The following is a 16207-nucleotide window of genomic DNA, read 5'->3' on the forward strand; positions in this document are numbered from 1 at the left end:
ACGGCCCCGTAACGGCCGGGCGTGCCGGGGGTTCCGGCTGCTTCAGTCGCCGAAGCGATTGGACTTCGGGAAGCCATTCGGCGGCATCTTGCCCGCGCCGGCGCGGTTGCCGCGCCAGGGGGCGAGGTCGACCTCCACCCTGATTCGCTCGCCCAGACGCCAGCTCAGCCCCTCCTTGCGGGTGAAGACCTTGGCATCGGCCAGGCCGCCATCCTTGTAGGATTGCAGCTGCACGCCGCGGCCGCGCGCCATCTCCGGCACCTGGTCGAGCGGGAAGAGCAGCAGCTTCCGGTTCTCGCCGATCACCGCCACCGTATCGCCCTCCGCGGGCACGCAGAGCGCGGCCTCGCGGCCGGCATCCAGCAGCAGCACCTGCTTGCCGGTGCGGCGCTCCGCCAGCAGGTCCTCGGCCTTCACCTGGAAGCCCTTGCCGTCGCTCGTGGCCACCAGCAGCCGACCGCCATCGCGGTGGACGAACATCGCCACGACGTGGTCCTCGTTCGTCAGGTCCAGCAGCAGGCGCACCGGCTGGCCGTCGCCGCGGCCGCGCGGGATGGCATCGACCTTCAGCGTATAGGCCTTGCCATTGGTGGCAAACAGCACGATGCGGTCGGTGGTCTCCGCATGCACCCAGGTGTGCAGCGCATCCCCCTCCTTGAAGCGATGCTCGGCATCCTCCGGTAGATGCCCCTTCTGGGCGCGGATCCAGCCCTTCCCGGAGAGGATCACCGTGACTGGCTCGCGCTCCACGAAGGCGGCCTCGTCCACCAGCACGGCGGGCAGCAGGCGGCCGGTTTCGGTGCGGCGCCTGCCCAAAACGCCCTCGCCGAATTTCGCCCGCGTCGCCTCCAGTTCCTCGGCGATGGCCTCCCAGCGCCGGGCATCCGACTTCATCAACCCCTGCAGGCGCTTCTGTTCGGTGCTGAGCTTCTTGTGCTCGCGCCGGATCTCCATTTCCTCAAGCTTCCGCAGGCTGCGGAGCCGCATGTTGAGGATCGCGTCGGCCTGCATCTCCGTGAGGGTGAAGGTGGCGATCAGCGCCGCCTTCGGGTCCTCCTCCTCGCGGACGATGCGGATCACCTCATCGAGGTTCAGGTAGACGATGAGGTAGCCGTCCAGGATCTCCAGCCGCCGGGCGATCGCCGCCAGCCGGTGCTCCGTGCGGCGCACCAGCACGACATGGCGGTGGTCGAGCCAGGCGCGCAGCACCTCCCGCAGCCCCATGACGCGGGGCGTGCGGTCGGCATCCAGCACGTTCATGTTGAGCGAGAAGCGGGTCTCGAGCTGGGTGGCGCGGAACAGCGTCTCCATCAGCACGGCGGGATCGACGCCGCGGCTCTTCGGCTCCAGAACCAGGCGCACCACGTCGGTGCTCTCGTCGCGGATATCGCCGAGCAGCGGCAGCTTCTTCTCCTCCATGAGCTGGGCGATCTGCTCGACCAGCTTGGCCTTGGCGACCTGGTAGGGGATCTCGGTCACCACGATCTGCCAGGTGCCGGTCTTGCCCTTCTCCTGCTCCCATTTCGCCCGCACGCGGAAGCCGCCGCGGCCGGTCTCATAGGCTTCGGCGATCGCCTCCTTCGGCTCCACCAGGATGCCGCCGGTCGGGAAATCCGGGCCGGGGACATGGCGCAGCAGGTCGGCAGTGGTGGCTGCCGGGTTGCGCACGAGTTCCAGCGCCGCGGCGCAAAGCTCGCCGGCATTGTGCGGTGGGATGGAGGTCGCCATGCCCACCGCGATGCCATTGGCGCCATTGGCCAGCAGGTTCGGAAAGGCGGCGGGCAGCACCACCGGCTCCTGCTCCTCGCCATCATAGGTGGCGCGGAAATCGACGGTGTTCTCGTCGATGCCCTGGAGCATCGCCTGCGCCACCTCGGTGAGGCGCGCCTCGGTGTAGCGCATGGCCGCGGCGTTATCGCCGTCGATATTGCCGAAATTCCCCTGGCCCTCCACCAGCGGGTAGCGGGCGGCGAATTCCTGGGCGAGCCGCACCATGGCGTCGTAGATCGCGGCGTCGCCATGTGGGTGGTACTTGCCCATCACGTCGCCGACGATGCGGGCGCATTTCTTGAAGCCCGCCGCCGGGTCCAGCTTCAACTGGTGCATGGCCCAGAGCAGCCGGCGATGCACCGGCTTCAGCCCGTCCCGCACATCCGGCAGGCTGCGGGACATGATGGTGGACATGGCATAGGCCAAATACCGCTCGGAGAGCGCATCCGCGAGATGGGTGTCGCGGATATTGCCGCTGCCAGGGGTGCCAGCGGGCGGGAGCTTCACGTCGTCAGGCATCGGATCCTCTCTCGGCGGGCACCGGGTCGGCGCCGGCCAGCGCCGCCACCCGGTCGAACAACCTTTCGCGGGCGGCAGGCAGGGGTTTGTGCTGGTGCCCGAAGGCATCTTTTCCCAGGAAATGCCCTGTCAGGCGCAATCCCGCAAGCCATTCCGCGGGGCCGGAAGGACCGACCGCCCCGCCCTGCCCCAGCAGCAGCCCCGGCAGCGGCAGCAGCCGCGCGGCCCAGGGCTCGCCGGCCGCGGCGCTCACCGCCCGGCCGGTGCGGGGCGAGACCCAGACCAGGTCCTCGGTGCCGCCCGTCACGGCGCAGCGGCCGAGATCGAGGCCATAGCCGAGCTCGGCCAGCAGTTCCGCTTCCCAGCGGATATAGTCGGGCAGCAGCGGCGCCGCGCCGCCCGGCAGCCGGGCGATCAACGAGAGCAGGCCCTGGAAGCTGCGGGGATGCGCCTCCCGCTCCGGCAGCGCGCCATCCGCCACGGCGCAGGCGGCGGAGAGCAGGGCGAGCGCCAGAGGGTCTTCCATCGCCAGGGCGGCGGCCGGGTGCACCAATTCCCCGGTCAGGCTGCCAAGCTGGTCCGGCAGCCGCGCCACCCAGCGCACCTCCACCAGGTTGCCGCGCTGCCAGAGCGACGCCTGGGCCCGGGAGGTGCCGGCCCTGGCCAGGCCGGCATGGCGCCCATGCGCCTCTGTCAGCAGGCTCACCACGGCGCCGCTTTCGCCGAGCGGGCGGGCATCGAGCACGATAGCGGGGGCCTGCCATTCCATTCCGCCATCATAGGGGGGTGAGGCCGCCAGGCTCCAGCGGGCCGTGGCACCCGGCGCAACCGGTCCCCCGCCGGGACGTTCTGCGACGGGCCCGGCCATTGCCCCGGAGGAAGCCTGTTGTGCCCTGGTCTGGCGCAGCCCGGTCCAGCCCTTGCGCGAGGATGCCGCGATGACAGCCGGCCCGCCTTCTCCCGGCCCGCTCCCCTGGCCAGTCCATGCCTGACTCCCCGGCCAGCCCGCGCCGCGGCCTGCTGCGCCGTTTCGCCGCCCTCGCCGGCAGCTTCTGGACCGGCCCGACCCTCTGGCAGGCCTGGGCACTGACCTTCACGCTATTCGCCCTGACCGGGGCCGAGATCCTGCTGCTGATCCGCTTCAATACTTGGCTCGGCGAGTTGTTCGACGTGCTGGAGCGCCGCGCGGTCGGCGAATTGGCCATGCAATGCGCTGTCCTGGCCGGGCTGGTGGCGGGCACGGCGCTGCAATCCGGGCTGCACCTCCGGGTTCGGCGGATGCTGCAATTGCGCTGGCGGCGCTGGCTCACCGCGCGCCTGGCCGCGTCCTGGCTGGCGCAGGGCAGCGCCGGCGCCAGCGCGGCAGGCCGGGCGAATACCGATGGCCGCATCGCCGAGGACATCCGCATCGCCACCGAGGAGGCGGTGGAGCTTGGCGGCTCGCTCTGGCAGGCAACCCTGCTGCTGGTCTGTTTCGGCGGCATCCTGTGGCAGCTTTCCGGCAGCCCAACCTTCCGGGTCTGGGGCCAGGCGGTGACGGTGCCGGGCTACATGGTCTGGCTGGCGGTGTTCTACGCCGCGGTCAGTGCGGCGATCGCCGCCCTGCTCGGCCGGCCGCTGGTCCGCGCCACCGATGCGCGGCAGGCGGCGGAGGCGGAATTCCGCGCCGCCCTGGTGCATCTCGGCGGGGCCTCGCCGGCCGGCCGGCAGGAGGGGCAGCATCGGCTGGGCGGGCTGTTCGGCGGTATCGCGGCGACCTGGGCCCGGCAGAGCCGCAGCATGGCCCGGCTGGCCATGTTCTATGCCGGGCATGCCCGGCTGACCACCACCTTCCCCATCCTGGCCGGGTTGCCGGCCTATCTGCAGGATGTGGTGACGCTGGGCGGGCTGATGCAGTCGGCGCAGGCCTTCCAGCAACTGGCCGCCGCGCTCACCTGGCCGGTCACCAGCATGGAGCGGATCGCCACCTGGCGCGCCTCGGCCGAGCGGGTGCTGGCGCTGGCGGCATCGCTGGCGCCGGAACCGGCTGCCGAGGCCCCGGAAGCCGCACCGGCGGCGAAGCCGCTGCCGGCAAGCCTGGCCGGCGTGGCGGCGCCCTGAATCCAGGCACGCTCAGCCGAGATCCTCGAGCCCCAGCGCGCGGATGCGGCCGCGCTCCTCGTCCCAGCCCGGCCGGTCCTTGACGTTCAGGAACAGGTGCACCCGGCGCTCCAGCAGCGATTCCAGCTCGCGCCGGGCCTTCTGGCCGATCTCCTTGATGCGGGCGCCGCCATCGCCGATCAGGATCGCCTTCTGGGTGGCGCGGCCGACATAGATGGTGCAGTCGACGCGGACGCTGCCATCCTTGCGTTCCTGCCAGCTTTCGGTTTCCACCGTGGCGTGGTGCGGCACTTCCTCATGGGTCTGGCGCAGAATCTGCTCGCGCACGATCTCGGCCACCAGCATGCGGTTCGGCAGGTCGGAAAGCTCGTCCTCCGGGAAGAGGAAGGGGCTGGGGGGCATCGCCTCCGCCGCGCGGTCCATCAGCCGGTCGAGACCGCTGCCGGTTTCGGCGGAGATCATGAAGGTCTCCTCCAGCGGCAGCATGGCATTGATCTCGGCGGCGAGCGGCAGCAGGCGCTGCGGCGGGATCAGGTCCACCTTGTTCAGCGCCAGCCAGATGCGGGCCTGCTTCCCCCCCTGCCCCTTGGCCAGGCGCTCCAGGATGGCCCGTACCGGGTCGGTCAGCCCGGCCCGCGCATCGACGATCAGCAGGGTCAGGTCGGCATCCTGGGCGCCGCCCCAGGCCGCCGCCACCATGGCGCGGTCCAGCCGGCGGCGCGGCGCGAAGATGCCGGGCGTATCCACCAGGATGATCTGGGAGGCGCCCCGCATCACCACGGCGCGGATACGGAAGCGGGTGGTCTGCGGCTTGGGCGAGACGATGCTCACCTTGGTGCCGGCCAGGGTATTCACCAGGGTGGACTTGCCGGCATTCGGCGCCCCCACCACGGCGACCAGGCCGCATCGCGTGGCGCTGGCGGTCGTGCCCGGCGGAGTTTCGCTCATGGCTTTGTCGGCCCGGGCTTTGCCAGGCCGGCCAGCCAGGCCTCGGCTGCCATTTCCTCCGCCGCCCGCTTGCTGGCGCCCATGCCTTCCGCCTCCCTTCCGGCGACACTGACGGAAACAACGAACAGGGGCAGATGGGATGGCCCGGCCGCGGATACCAATTGATATTCGGGCAGGCCGAGACCGCGCCCGAGCATCCATTCCTGCAGCCGGCTCTTCGCCGGCTTGGGCGGACGCAGGTCGGCACCGACCATTGCCTCCCATTCCCGCCGGACCAGGATGCGCGCCGCATCCAGCCCGCCATCGAGGTAGAGGGCACCGAGCAGCGCCTCCAGCGCATCGGCCAGCACGTTCTGGCGGGTGGTGAGTCCGGCCCGGTTCTCGCCCGCCGGCACCAGCAGCACGGCGCCGATATCAAGGGCCTCGGCCACCTTCGCCAGGCTGTCCCAGGCGACGAGCGCACTCAGGCGGCGGCCAAGCTCGCCCTCCCGCTCCTCCGGGAAGCGTTCGGCCAGCCATTCGGCCATCAGCAGGCCGAGCACCCGGTCGCCGATGAATTCCAGGCGCTCATTGCTGTCGAGCTGGTCGCGCCGGGGATCGGCGGCGGAACGATGGGTCAGTGCCTGACGCAGCAATTCCGGCCGCGCGAAACGGTGCCCGACCCGCTCGGCGAAGGCTTCGAGATCAGGGGGCGGCACCTCCTCCGCCCGCTTCCTGGCCATCTCGGCCTAGCGCACGCCGCTGAGCAGGCGGCTCCAGCGGATGGCCATGGGCCAGGCCCAGACCTCCCACCAGGCGGCGGAGCCGTCCACGGAGAAAAAGATGATCTCGGCGCGGCCCACCAGATTCTCCACCGGGATGAAGCCGACGGCATTCTGCACCCGGCTGTCCAGGCTGTTGTCGCGGTTGTCGCCCATGGCGAAGACATGGCCCTCCGGCACGCGGTATTCCTGGGTATTGTCCAGCGGGCCGTCATCGGACTGCTCGATGATCTGGTGCACCTGGCCGCTGCCACCCACGGGCAGCGTCTCCCGGAACAGGCGCACGATCATGCGGGGGCCGTCGCCCTCCACCGTATAGGGGCCGATCGGCTCGCGCCGCACCGCCGTGCCGTTCACATGCAGCACGCCATTGCGGACCTGGATGCGGTCGCCCGGCAGGCCGATGATGCGCTTGATGTAGTCCTGGCTGGGGTCGCGCGGCAGCTTGAAGACCGCGACATCGCCGCGCGCCGGAAGTGAGCCGAAGATCCGCCCTTCACCCAGGCTCGGCAGGTAGGCACCGAAGGGCACCGAATAACGCGAATAGCCGTAGGAGTATTTGGAGACGAACAGATAGTCCCCAACCAGCAAGGTCGGGATCATGCTGCCGGAGGGGATGTTGAAGGGCTCGAAGGCGATCGAGCGGATGCCGATGGCGATAAGACCGGCATAGACGATCGTCTTGACGCTCTCGAGCCAGCCGCCCGATTTCTTCTTCGCCATGGAAGTACTCAATTCAGGACCCACCGGAACCGTTGTGCAGCGGCCGCGGGACGCGGTCTGGCGGCGGGATGAAGCCTGCGGGACGGGGGGTGTCAAGGAAGGGGGGGCCGCATCCTAAGGCATGAAGCTGCCGCCGCCCACATCCAGGGTGGCGCCGCTCAGATAGGCAGCGGCGTCGGAGGCGAGGAAGGCCACCACCTCCGCCACTTCCGCCGGGCTGCCGGTGCGGCCGAGCGGGATATTGGCCAGGAAGGCGTCGTTCACCCCGGCGGCGGCGCCCTGCGCCATCGGCGTGTCGATCCGGCCGGGCGCCACGCTGTTCACGGTGATGCCATCCGGGCCGAGTTCCGTGGCGAGGCTGCGCGCGAAGCCCATCAGCCCGGTCTTGGAGGCGGCGTAATGCGCGCCGGCGATCATGCTTTTCGCCCGCGCCGCCTGGCTGGTGATCATCACCACCCTGCCCCAGCCGCGCGCCCGCAGCGGCGGGATGCAGGCCTGGGAGACCAGGAAGGCGCCGGTCAGGTTCACCGCCAGCACCCGGCGCCATTCCTCGGCCGGCATGTCACGGATCTTCCGGGGCCGGCCGCCCTTGGCTTTTGGCGAGATGCCGGCATTGTTCACCACCACGCCGAGCCTGCCCCACCAGTCGCCGATGGCGCGTGGCAGGGCGGCGACAGCGGCCTCATCCGAAACATCGAGGCGGATGGCGCGGGCCTGGTGCCCGGCTTCGCGGAGCGCCCTGGCCGTGGCCTCCACTTCGGGCAGCACATCCGCCAGCACCACGGGATGCCCGTTCGCCGCGAGTTTGGCGGCGATGCCGGCGCCGATGCCGCGGGCGGCGCCGGTGACCAGGGCGACCCGGTCGTGATTCGGGCTCATGGCGTCAGGATCACCTTGCTGGCGGCGCGCTGCCGCGCCAGTTCGAAGCCCTCGATCCCGCGGGCAAGCGGCAGGCGATGGGTGATCATTGGGCGGAAGGCCTCCGGGTCACGCCCGAGGAAGGCGACCACCCGGTCCCAGGTCCGGCGGCTGGCGCCGTGGGTGGCGCGAAGCTGGTGCCGCATGCGGACGAATTCCGTCAGCGGCAGGGTGAGCGAGGCGGCATGGATGCCGGCAGCGACGATGGTGCCGCCCTTCTGCAGCACCGAGAGCCCCTCATTCAAGCTGGCGGGCACGCCGGTGGCCTCCAGCACCACATCCACCGGCCGACCGCCGGTGAGTGCCAGCACCTGCTCGGTCAGCGGCGCCTCCGCCACATCGATGAGTTCGCTGAAGCCGAGCCTCCGCAGCACGTCGAAGCGCGGCGCATCGGCGCGGCCGGCGACCAGCACGCGGGCGGCGCCGGCCTGCCGCGCCATCAGCGCGATCGCCTGGCCGATGGTGCCGGGGCCGAGCACCAGCACCGTGTCGCCGAGCCCGACCTCGCCGGTCAGCACCGCCTCGCAGCCGACGCCGAGCGGTTCGGCGAGCGCGCCGATCTCGGCATCCACGGCATCGGGCAGCGCCACGCAGCAGCGGGCGGGGATGCGGACCTCGCGGGCGAAGCCGCCGTCGCGGGTCAGGCCGATGCCCTCCCGCCAGGTGCAGTTGCGGGCGTCATCGGCGCGGCAGGCGGCGCAGGTGCCGCAGGCGACGAAGGGGATGGCGGCGATGCGCGTGCCCTCCGCCAACCCGCTGCCGGTGCCGCTGCGGATCACCCGGCCGGCGAATTCATGCCCCATGGTGAGCGGCAGCTTCGGCACCATAAATTCATAGCCGCCGGTCCATTCATAGGCATGGACATCGCTGCCGCAGATGCCCGCGGCCTCGACCCGCACCACCACCTCGCCGGGGCCAGGCGGATGCGCCTCCGCCACATCCTCCAGCACCAGGCCGAAGGCAGGTTGCGTCTTGCGGAGCGCGAGCATCCTAGAAGGGCTCCGGGTAGTGGCCGGCAAAGACGGAGATCGGCGGCTTGGCCTCCGGGTCGGTAATGAGGTCGAGCAGCACCGGCCGGCGCGCCGCCAGCGCCGCCTCCAGCGCCGGGCGGATGGCGGCGCCGCCCTCCACCCGCAGGCCCTCCACGCCGCAGGCGCGGGCGATCATGGCGTGGTCGGTCTCGGCGAAGAAGACCGCCTTGGTGTGCTCGCCGAATTTCACCTCCTCGGCGTGTTTCTGGTAGCCGAGGATGCCGTTGTTCAGCACCAGCAGGGTGATCGGCAGTTCCATGCGGCGGAGCGTCTCCAGCTCCGCCCAGCTATGGCCGAAGCCGCCATCGCCGCAGAGGCAGACCACCCGCGCCTCCGGCGCCGCGATCTGCGCGCCGATCGCCATGGGCAGGCCCCAACCGAGGCCGGCGATGCCGCGGGGCGTCAGGAAGCGCTGCCCGGCGCGCCGGGCGGTGAGGTATTCGCCACCCAGATGGAGGAATAGGAGGCATCCGCCACCACGATATCCTCCGGCCCGATCAGCCGGTCCAGTTCCGCCATGATCCTTTCCGGCCGGCAGAGCGGGGCATCCTCGGTGGTGATGCGCGCGATGGTGCGGCGCCAGTCCGCCACCGCCCCGGCGATCTCCCACTCGATGGCAGGCCGCGCGGCGGCGCGGGCGGCGAGGTCGCGCCGTTGCATCTCCGCCGTCAGCGCCGCCAGGGTCAGCCTGGCATCGCCCACCAGCCGCATGGATTCGTAGTTGCGGCCAACCTCCATCGGGTCGGCATCCAGATGGATGAACCGGGTATCCCCGGAAAACAGCTTCCAACTGTCCGTGCCGTTCTGGTTGGTGCGGCTGCCGACCAGCAGCACCAGGTCGGCGCGCTCCACCATCGGGCGCAGCGCCTGGGTGCGGGACCCCTGCCCCATTACGTAGCCGATGACGCCGAGCGTCAGCGGATGCGCCTCATCCGCCGCGCCCTTGCCCATCACCGTGGTCGCCACCGGCAGATGCGCCGCCTCCTGCAGCGCTGCCAGCTCGGCGCTGGCATCCGAGAGGTGCACGCCGCCGCCGGCCACCACCAGCGGGTGCCTCGCCGTGGCCAGCGCCTCGGCTGCCGCGGCGATGGCGGCGGGGTCGGCCAGGCAGCGGTCGAGCGGCGCCTGGCCGAGGGAGAGTTGCCGCGGCCGCAGCAGGGCGGAAACCGGTGCCGCCGTCTCGGTCAGCAGGTCCGCCGGCACCAGCAGCACGGCGGGGCCGGGGCGGCCGGAGGTGGCGGCGGTGAAGGCCATGTCCACGTAGTCATCCAGCCGGTCGGCACGGTCCAGCCGGCGCACCCACTTCGCCACCGGCGCGAACATGCCGAGATGGTCCAATTCCTGGAAGGCGTTGCGGTCGACGGTATCGCGGCCGACTTCCTGCACCAGGGCGAGCACGGGGATGGAGGCTTTCAGCGCCTCCGCCAGCGGCGCCACCAGCAGGGTCGCGGCAGGGCCGTTCTGCGCCGTGACGATGCCCACCTTGCGCGAGATCCGGGCATAGCCATCCGCCATGGCGCCGCCGGCATTCTCCTGCCGGTAGACCTTCTGGTCGATCCCGACATGCGGCGCAGCCAAGTGGAAGGCGGAGGGCAGGCTCTGCCCGAAGGTCAGCGTCACGCCATGGCGGGCGAAAGCCTCGGCCAGACGGAGCGCGACGGTGGCATTCCCGGCGCTGGTGGGCGCGGCGGCATCCGGCATTGAATCTCCTCCCGCCCTGGCGTGCGCGCCGGGCCTTCATTCGGCGCCTAGCAACCGCCAGGAAGCGGGCGGCGTCAAGAAGGCCGGGTCAGGGAAGCCGGGGCGCGCGCAGCAGCAGCGGCCGGCCGAGCAGCCAGCCCAGCAGCACCAGCACCGCCGTGGCGCCGCCATGCCAGAGCAGCACCATCACGGCCGCATCCAGATGATGGAACAGGCTCAACCCGGCCGAGCAGAGCGCCGCCGAGGCCAGGCCGCCCAGCAGCAGCACCGGCATCGGCCGCAGCGGCCCCGCATGCCGCAAGAGCCAAAGCTGCAACGCGGTGAGCGGCGCGCCCAGCAGGATGATGAAGCGCAGGCACCCCCAACTGGTGCCGAGCGTCAGCGCCTCCGGCCCCATCCGCGCCAGGTCCGCAAGGCAGCCCCAGCCGAGGCTGAGCCCCCAGGCGAGCAGCGGCGGCAGCGGCAGCAGCGCCCAGCGCCAGTTGCGGTCCGGCCGCGCCAGCATGGCCGCCGCGAAGGCCGCCGCAACCCCGGTCGCCACCGAGGCCAGCCACTGCGCCACCTCATGCGGCAGCAGCATCCGCGCGGCGAGGTCGTGCCGGAGACCATGCAGCGCCACCGCGATCGCGATCACCACCACGGCAAGGCCTAGCCAGAGCGCCGCCTGCGCGGCCGGCGAGGGCAGCCGCCGGACCGGACGCAGCTCGGTGGCCAGATCGCCGATCAGGTCTTCGGTCCGCACCTAGTCCTCCACGCCGAGGCGCCGCCGCAGCGCCTTCACAGCCCGATGGGTGGCCACTTTCAGCGCCCCTACCGACATGCCGGACCGGGCGCTCGCCTCGGCCAGCGACAGGTCCTCGAGCTTGGCCAGGCCTAGCGCGGTGCGCTGCGCCGGCGGCAGTTCCGCCACGGCGGCCCGCAATTCGGTGGCGGCCACCCTGGCCTCCCCAGTATTCGCCCCGGGCGCCGCCAGGGTTTCCCCGAAATCCTCGATGGAGGTCTCGCGGCCGGCGCGGCGGCCGTGGCGGCGCAGCCGGTCGATCGCCCGGCGCTCGGTGATCGCCACCAGCCAGGGGCGGATCGGCCGCGCCGGGTCGTAGCTGTGGCGGAGCTGGTGGATGGTCAGCAACGCATCCTGCACCGCATCCTCGGCCTCGGCAGGATTCAGAATGCGGCGGCGGGCGATGCCGCGGAGCAGCGGCAGGCAGGCGCGGAGCAGCGCGTCATAGGCGCGGCGGTCGCCGGCCTGCGCCGCCGCCATCCAGCCCTCCCACTGTCCCTCCTGCTGCGTCAGGCGGCCGTGTCCTTCTGGTGTTGGTAGTTCCGCTTCGCGAACCAGATGATGTAGTCGTCGAATAGGATGGGCGGGTGCTTCGCCGGCCGGCCCGGCCCCTGGCAGCTCGGCAGGCACTCGATCATGGTGTCGGGATGCGGGTCGAAGAAATAGGGGATTGCGTAGCGCGCCTCCCGACCGCCATTCAGCACGCGATGCGGGGTGGAGAGGAAGACCTCGTTGGTCCAACGGTGCAGCATGTCGCCGCTGTTCACCGTATAGGCGCCGGGAACATGCGGGATATCGAACCAGGTGCCGTCGGTGAGGCGCATCGAGAGGCCGGGCACCGGGTTCGGCGGCAGCAGGGTCATGAAGCCGCTGTCGGTATGCGGGGCGATGCTGAACTCGCCCTCCTCGAAGCCCGGCACGGCGGGATAGTGGGTCATGCGCAGGATCATGTTCGGCTCGGCGAAGGCCCGGCTGAAATAATCGGGCTGCAGGCCGAGGGCGCGGGCATAGACCGGCACCAGCCGCTTCCCCAGCGCCTCCATGGCCGCCATGTAGCCGAGCGCCCCCTCGCGGAAGCCGGGCAGGCTGGCGGGCCATTGATTCAGCCCGCGGAGCGGCTTCTTGGCCAGCACATCGGGGTCATCCGGCGCGCGCTGGCGGCGCAGGAAGAAGGCCTCGTTGAGGCTTGGCTTGCCGTTCGGGTTATAGGCGCTGGTGCGGTTCAGCGAGCCCTTCATCGGCATGTATCCGATATTGTGCCCGTTGATGCGGAGCTTCAGCTTCTCCTCCAGGGGCTGGGCGTGGAAGCGGGCCGCTTCGGCGTAGGTCTCCGCGATCAGCGCCTCCGGGATGCCGTGGCCGGTGAGCAGGTAGAACCCCACGTGCTCCAGTGCGAAGCGAAGCTCGGCGGCCAGGGCCTCCAACGCGCCGACCTCGCCGCGCAGGGTCGGGCCGGCATCGAGCAGGGGCATGCGGCCGCCGATCATGCTGGCCGGGGCGCGGGGTTCCGGGGCGGGCAGCAGCACCATGGTCAGCTCTCCGTCATGGCCGGCCGCCTGGCCCGCCAGGGATGCGCACGCTCATAGGCATGGGCGGCGCGGAACAGGGTGGGCTCGGCGAAGGGTTTCGCCACTAATTGCATTGCCACCGGCAGCCCGCCGGTGCCGAAACCGGTGCAGAGCGTGATGCCCGGCCAGCCCGTGACGTTGAAGGGAATCGTGAAATTCGGCGCCTCCAGGAAGGCCCATTTGGAGACGGCGTCGATCCGCGCCGCCTCGCCGGGCTGCGCGGCGGTAAGCAGGATGTCGCAATCCGCCGCGGCGGCGTCGGTCCGGGCAATCAGCTCCCGCCGCCGCCTTTGCGCCTGCATGTAGTCCGCCGCGGAGAGCAGGCTGCCCAGCACCATCCGGTCCCGCATGATCTCGCCATAGAGGTTGGGGTCGCGCCGCATCCAGGTCTCATGCACCGCGTAGGCTTCCGCCAGCAGGATGAGCCAGCCGCAGGCGTTGAAATCGGCGAGCGGGGGCAAGGTCACGTCGCGCACCGTCGCCCCCTCGGCACGGAAGAAGCCGGCAGCCTCCTCGATGCCCCGCAGGGTCGCCGGGCTGACCGGGTTGTCCCGCTCATGGAAGTGCCGGATCACGCCGATGCGCAGCCCCTTCACCCCCTGGCCAAGCTCCGCCCGGAAATCCGCAACCGGGCGATCGGCGCTGGCCGGATCGGCCGGGTCGTGCCCCGCCATGGCCTGGAGCAGCAGGGCGCAGTCCTCCACCGTCCAGGCCATCGGCCCGGCATGGTCGAGGGACTGCGCCAGCGGCAGGATGCCGGCGCGGGAACAGAGACCATAGGTCGGCTTGATGCCGGTGATGCCGCAGAGCGCCGCCGGGCCGCGGATGGAGCCGCCGGTATCGGATCCCGTGCCGCCCAGGATCATCCCTGCGGCCACCGCCGCGCCGGTGCCGGAGGAGGAGCCGGCGGTGAAGTGCTCGGGGTTCCAGGGATTGCGCGCCGGCGGCCAGGGCAGGTCGAAGGAGGGGCCGCCGAATGCGGAATTCATGGGTCGCCAGCTTGCCGAGCATCACTACCCCCGCCTCGGCCAGGCGGCGCACGGTAAAGGCATCCTCCTTCGGCACATGGTCCTGCAACACGCGGGAATGCGCGGTCGTCGGGATGCCGGCGGTGCAATAGATGTCCTTGTGCGCGAAGGGGATGCCGTCCAGCGGGCCGCGCGGCCCGTCGCGCATGATGCGCGCCTCGGCGGCACGGGCGGTGGCGAGCGCGGCCTCCTCCTCCAGCCGGATGAAGGCGTGCAGCGTGTTGTCCAGGCGATGGACGCGGTCGAGGCAGGACCGGGTGAGTTCGAGCGGCGAGAGCTTCCGCGTGGCGATGAGCGCCGCCGCCTCGGTGATGCTGGGAATGGCGTTCATCGGCCGGGCTCCGCGGCGAAGCAGGTGGCGGGCTCCGCCTCGGCTGGCAGGGCGGGGGTGCGGACGCGATCCTGCATCGCCTCGATCGCGCCGAAGACCGCATGGATGCCGGCGATCTGGGCTGGGGTCAGCGCCAGACCGGCGCGGCGCAGCAGCACCTCGAACTCGGCTTCGGTGGTCCTGGGTGGCATGGCGCCTTCTCCTGCACGGTGGGGCGGCACCGAGTATGGCGGGTTTCACGCGGCGGGGAACCGCCCATGGGACAGCCGGCCGGGCCTGGTTGCCAGCGCCACCAGCCCAAGGCTAGGCTGCCCGGCAGAAAAGCGGTGGCGCTGAATGGCGCCCTGGAACGCACCGGGCCTTCGCAGCCCGCATGGAGGATACGGGCATGAAGGTCGGCGAGGCCATTGCGGCGATCATGAAGCGCGAGGGGATCGAGATCCTCACCGGCTACCCGGTGAACCATCTGATCGAATTCGCGGCCGCAGTGGATATCCGCCCCGTCATGGTGCGGCAGGAGCGGATCGGCCTGCACATGGCGGATGCGATCTCGCGCGTCACCTCCGGCCGCAAGATCGGCGCCTTCTGCATGCAGCACGGGCCGGGCGCCGAGAATGCCTATGGCGGCGTGGCGCAGGCCTATGGCGAATCGGTGCCGATCCTGGTGCTGCCGATGGGCTATCCGCGGCGGATCGCGCATATCGACCCGAATTTCAACTCCTCCATCGCCATGAAGGGCATCACCAAATCCGCCGAGCCGATCACCCTCGCGGCCGAGGTGCCGAACATCCTGCGCCGCGCCTTCACCCGGCTGCGCAATGGCCGCGGCGGCCCGGTGCTGGTCGAGATCCCGACCGACATGTGGAACGAGGAGGTGCCGGAGCCGCTGGACTACCAGCCGGTCTTCGCCACCCGCTACGGCCCCGACCGGGCGGATGTGAAGCGCGCCGCGGCGATGCTGGCCGGGGCGAAGCGGCCGGTGATCTATGCCGGTACCGGCGTGCATTGGGCCGAAGCCTGGCCGCAACTGCGGGCGCTGGCGGAATTGCTGGCGGCGCCGGTCACGACCAGCCTCGGCGGCAAGAGCAGCTTCCCGGAGACCCATCCTCTCTCGCTCGGCTCCGGCGGCCTGGCGATCCCGCAGCCGGTGCGGCATTTCCTGGACAAGGCGGATGTCATCTTCGGCATCGGCTGCAGCTTCACCGAGACGAATTTCGGCGTGAAGATGCCGAAGGGCCCGAAGATCATCCACAGCACCCTCGACCCCATGCACCTCAACAAGGACGTGCGGGCGGAGATCGGCCTGATCGGCGATGCGGCGCTGACGCTCGACGCGCTGCTGGAGGAGCTTTCGGCCCTGGTCGGCTCGCCGCGCGACCCGGCGCCGGTGGCGGCCGAGATCCAGGCGCAATACGAGCCCTGGCTGGCCCAGTGGATGCCAAAGCTCTCCAGCAAGGACGCGCCGCTCAACCCCTATCGCGTGCTCTGGGACCTGCAGCACACGGTGGATCGGGACAATACGATCATCACCCATGACGCCGGCAGCCCGCGCGACCAGCTTTCGCCCTTCTGGAAATCCACCACGCCGCTCAGCTATCTCGGCTGGGGCAAGACGACGCAGTTGGGCTATGGGCTGGGGCTGGCCATGGGTGCCAAGCTGGCGGCGCCGGACAAGCTTTGCATCAATGTCTGGGGCGATGCCGCGATCGGCTTCACCGGCATGGACTTCGAGACGGCGGTGCGCGAGCGCATCCCGATCATGTCCATCCTGCTGAACAATTTCTCCATGGCGATCGAGTTGAAGGTGATGCCGATCAGCACGGAGAAATACCGCAGCACCGACATCTCCGGCGACTACGCCGCCATGGCCCGGGCCTTCGGCGGCTATGGCGAGCGGGTGACGGACCCGGCGGAGATCGTGCCCGCCATCCGCCGCGGCATCGAGCAGACGAAAAAGGGCGTGCCGGTGCTGCTGGAGTTCATCACCTCCAAGGAGACCGCCGTCTCCAGGCTCTGATGCCTGGCCGT

General features: G+C 70.8%; 16 protein-coding genes and 1 pseudogene. 2 read left to right on the plus strand and 15 right to left on the minus strand.

Features of this window, described 5'->3' with window-relative positions; genetic code table 11:
• Nucleotides 1-42: 42 nt before the first annotated feature.
• Together parC and recO are read right to left on the minus strand one after the other, a co-directional pair.
• Nucleotides 43-2289 carry a DNA topoisomerase IV subunit A gene (gene parC / locus KSF81_RS18200; RefSeq protein ID WP_217380172.1) on the minus strand — a complete coding sequence of 749 codons (2247 nt, stop codon included), beginning with the start codon at nucleotides 2287-2289 and terminating at the stop codon, nucleotides 43-45.
• The gene (recO, locus tag KSF81_RS18205) at nucleotides 2282-3058 is read right to left on the minus strand and encodes a DNA repair protein RecO (RefSeq protein WP_217380173.1); all 777 of its coding nucleotides are present in this window, start codon (nucleotides 3056-3058) and stop codon (nucleotides 2282-2284) included. The genes parC and recO overlap by 8 nt, the downstream gene beginning before the upstream one ends.
• A gap of 215 nt (nucleotides 3059-3273) precedes the next feature.
• Here recO and KSF81_RS18210 point away from each other — a divergent pair, with 215 nt between their 5' ends.
• A complete protein-coding gene (locus tag KSF81_RS18210) occupies nucleotides 3274-4389 on the plus strand; it encodes an SbmA/BacA-like family transporter (protein WP_217380174.1) in 1116 nt (371 codons plus the stop codon).
• Nucleotides 4390-4401: 12 nt separating this feature from the next.
• Here KSF81_RS18210 and era read toward each other — a convergent pair whose 3' ends face one another.
• The 13 genes and pseudogenes from era to KSF81_RS18270 form a co-directional block, all read right to left on the minus strand.
• Nucleotides 4402-5337: a GTPase Era gene (gene era / locus KSF81_RS18215; RefSeq protein ID WP_217380175.1), complete on the minus strand. Its 936-nt coding sequence runs from the start codon at nucleotides 5335-5337 to the stop codon at nucleotides 4402-4404.
• A complete protein-coding gene (gene rnc / locus KSF81_RS18220) occupies nucleotides 5334-6059 on the minus strand; it encodes a ribonuclease III (protein ID WP_217380176.1) in 726 nt (241 codons plus the stop codon). Before rnc ends, era begins: the two co-directional genes overlap by 4 nt.
• A gap of 6 nt (nucleotides 6060-6065) precedes the next feature.
• A complete protein-coding gene (lepB, locus tag KSF81_RS18225) occupies nucleotides 6066-6821 on the minus strand; it encodes a signal peptidase I (RefSeq protein WP_217380177.1) in 756 nt (251 codons plus the stop codon).
• Nucleotides 6822-6935: 114 nt separating this feature from the next.
• The gene (locus tag KSF81_RS18230; protein WP_217380178.1) at nucleotides 6936-7700 is read right to left on the minus strand and encodes an SDR family NAD(P)-dependent oxidoreductase; all 765 of its coding nucleotides are present in this window, start codon (nucleotides 7698-7700) and stop codon (nucleotides 6936-6938) included.
• Nucleotides 7697-8728: a zinc-binding dehydrogenase gene (locus KSF81_RS18235; protein WP_217380179.1), complete on the minus strand. Its 1032-nt coding sequence runs from the start codon at nucleotides 8726-8728 to the stop codon at nucleotides 7697-7699. Before KSF81_RS18235 ends, KSF81_RS18230 begins: the two co-directional genes overlap by 4 nt.
• A gap of 1 nt (nucleotide 8729) precedes the next feature.
• Complete coding sequence (locus KSF81_RS18240; protein WP_254454116.1) at nucleotides 8730-9221, minus strand: thiamine pyrophosphate-dependent enzyme; 492 nt, start codon at nucleotides 9219-9221, stop codon at nucleotides 8730-8732.
• Nucleotides 9173-10471, minus strand: a complete 1299-nt coding sequence (locus KSF81_RS18245) for a thiamine pyrophosphate-binding protein (RefSeq protein ID WP_217380180.1) — start codon at nucleotides 10469-10471, stop codon at nucleotides 9173-9175. Before KSF81_RS18245 ends, KSF81_RS18240 begins: the two co-directional genes overlap by 49 nt.
• 88 nt (nucleotides 10472-10559) lie before the next feature.
• The gene (locus KSF81_RS18250) at nucleotides 10560-11213 is read right to left on the minus strand and encodes an NrsF family protein (protein WP_217380181.1); all 654 of its coding nucleotides are present in this window, start codon (nucleotides 11211-11213) and stop codon (nucleotides 10560-10562) included.
• Nucleotides 11214-11732, minus strand: coding sequence for a sigma-70 family RNA polymerase sigma factor (locus KSF81_RS18255; protein ID WP_217380182.1), 519 nt, complete (start codon nucleotides 11730-11732; stop codon nucleotides 11214-11216).
• A gap of 29 nt (nucleotides 11733-11761) precedes the next feature.
• Entirely contained in the window at nucleotides 11762-12781 is a 1020-nt protein-coding gene (locus tag KSF81_RS18260; protein ID WP_217380183.1) for an isopenicillin N synthase family oxygenase, read from the minus strand.
• A 2-nt stretch (nucleotides 12782-12783) separates the two neighbouring features.
• Complete coding sequence (locus tag KSF81_RS18265; protein ID WP_217380184.1) at nucleotides 12784-13809, minus strand: amidase; 1026 nt, start codon at nucleotides 13807-13809, stop codon at nucleotides 12784-12786.
• Nucleotides 13810-13861: 52 nt separating this feature from the next.
• Nucleotides 13862-14179, minus strand: a pseudogene (locus KSF81_RS32290) (amidase family protein); the annotation flags it as partial.
• Nucleotides 14176-14370, minus strand: a complete 195-nt coding sequence (locus tag KSF81_RS18270; RefSeq protein WP_217380185.1) for a DUF4089 domain-containing protein — start codon at nucleotides 14368-14370, stop codon at nucleotides 14176-14178. The gene KSF81_RS18270 and the pseudogene KSF81_RS32290, both read right to left, overlap by 4 nt.
• Nucleotides 14371-14552: 182 nt before the next feature.
• Between KSF81_RS18270 and KSF81_RS18275 the strand changes: the two genes are divergently transcribed.
• Complete coding sequence (locus KSF81_RS18275) at nucleotides 14553-16196, plus strand: thiamine pyrophosphate-requiring protein (protein WP_256444266.1); 1644 nt, start codon at nucleotides 14553-14555, stop codon at nucleotides 16194-16196.
• Nucleotides 16197-16207 lie beyond the last annotated feature (11 nt).

Origin of the sequence: Siccirubricoccus sp. G192, from assembly GCF_019084075.1 — a bacterium.
GTDB lineage: Bacteria > Pseudomonadota > Alphaproteobacteria > Acetobacterales > Acetobacteraceae > G192.

Coding starts and splice junctions, on each gene's coding strand:
- parC (WP_217380172.1), bottom strand. CDS start 2,289: ATGCCTGACGACGTGAAGCTCCCGCCCGCTGGCACCCCTGGCAGCGGC.
- recO (WP_217380173.1), bottom strand. CDS start 3,058: ATGGAATGGCAGGCCCCCGCTATCGTGCTCGATGCCCGCCCGCTCGGC.
- KSF81_RS18210 (WP_217380174.1), top strand. CDS start 3,274: ATGCCTGACTCCCCGGCCAGCCCGCGCCGCGGCCTGCTGCGCCGTTTC.
- era (WP_217380175.1), bottom strand. CDS start 5,337: ATGAGCGAAACTCCGCCGGGCACGACCGCCAGCGCCACGCGATGCGGC.
- rnc (WP_217380176.1), bottom strand. CDS start 6,059: ATGGCCAGGAAGCGGGCGGAGGAGGTGCCGCCCCCTGATCTCGAAGCC.
- lepB (WP_217380177.1), bottom strand. CDS start 6,821: ATGGCGAAGAAGAAATCGGGCGGCTGGCTCGAGAGCGTCAAGACGATC.
- KSF81_RS18230 (WP_217380178.1), bottom strand. CDS start 7,700: ATGAGCCCGAATCACGACCGGGTCGCCCTGGTCACCGGCGCCGCCCGC.
- KSF81_RS18235 (WP_217380179.1), bottom strand. CDS start 8,728: ATGCTCGCGCTCCGCAAGACGCAACCTGCCTTCGGCCTGGTGCTGGAG.
- KSF81_RS18245 (WP_217380180.1), bottom strand. CDS start 10,471: ATGCCGGATGCCGCCGCGCCCACCAGCGCCGGGAATGCCACCGTCGCG.
- KSF81_RS18255 (WP_217380182.1), bottom strand. CDS start 11,732: ATGGCGGCGGCGCAGGCCGGCGACCGCCGCGCCTATGACGCGCTGCTC.
- KSF81_RS18260 (WP_217380183.1), bottom strand. CDS start 12,781: ATGGTGCTGCTGCCCGCCCCGGAACCCCGCGCCCCGGCCAGCATGATC.
- KSF81_RS18265 (WP_217380184.1), bottom strand. CDS start 13,809: ATGAATTCCGCATTCGGCGGCCCCTCCTTCGACCTGCCCTGGCCGCCG.
- KSF81_RS18270 (WP_217380185.1), bottom strand. CDS start 14,370: ATGCCACCCAGGACCACCGAAGCCGAGTTCGAGGTGCTGCTGCGCCGC.
- KSF81_RS18275 (WP_256444266.1), top strand. CDS start 14,553: ATGGAGGATACGGGCATGAAGGTCGGCGAGGCCATTGCGGCGATCATG.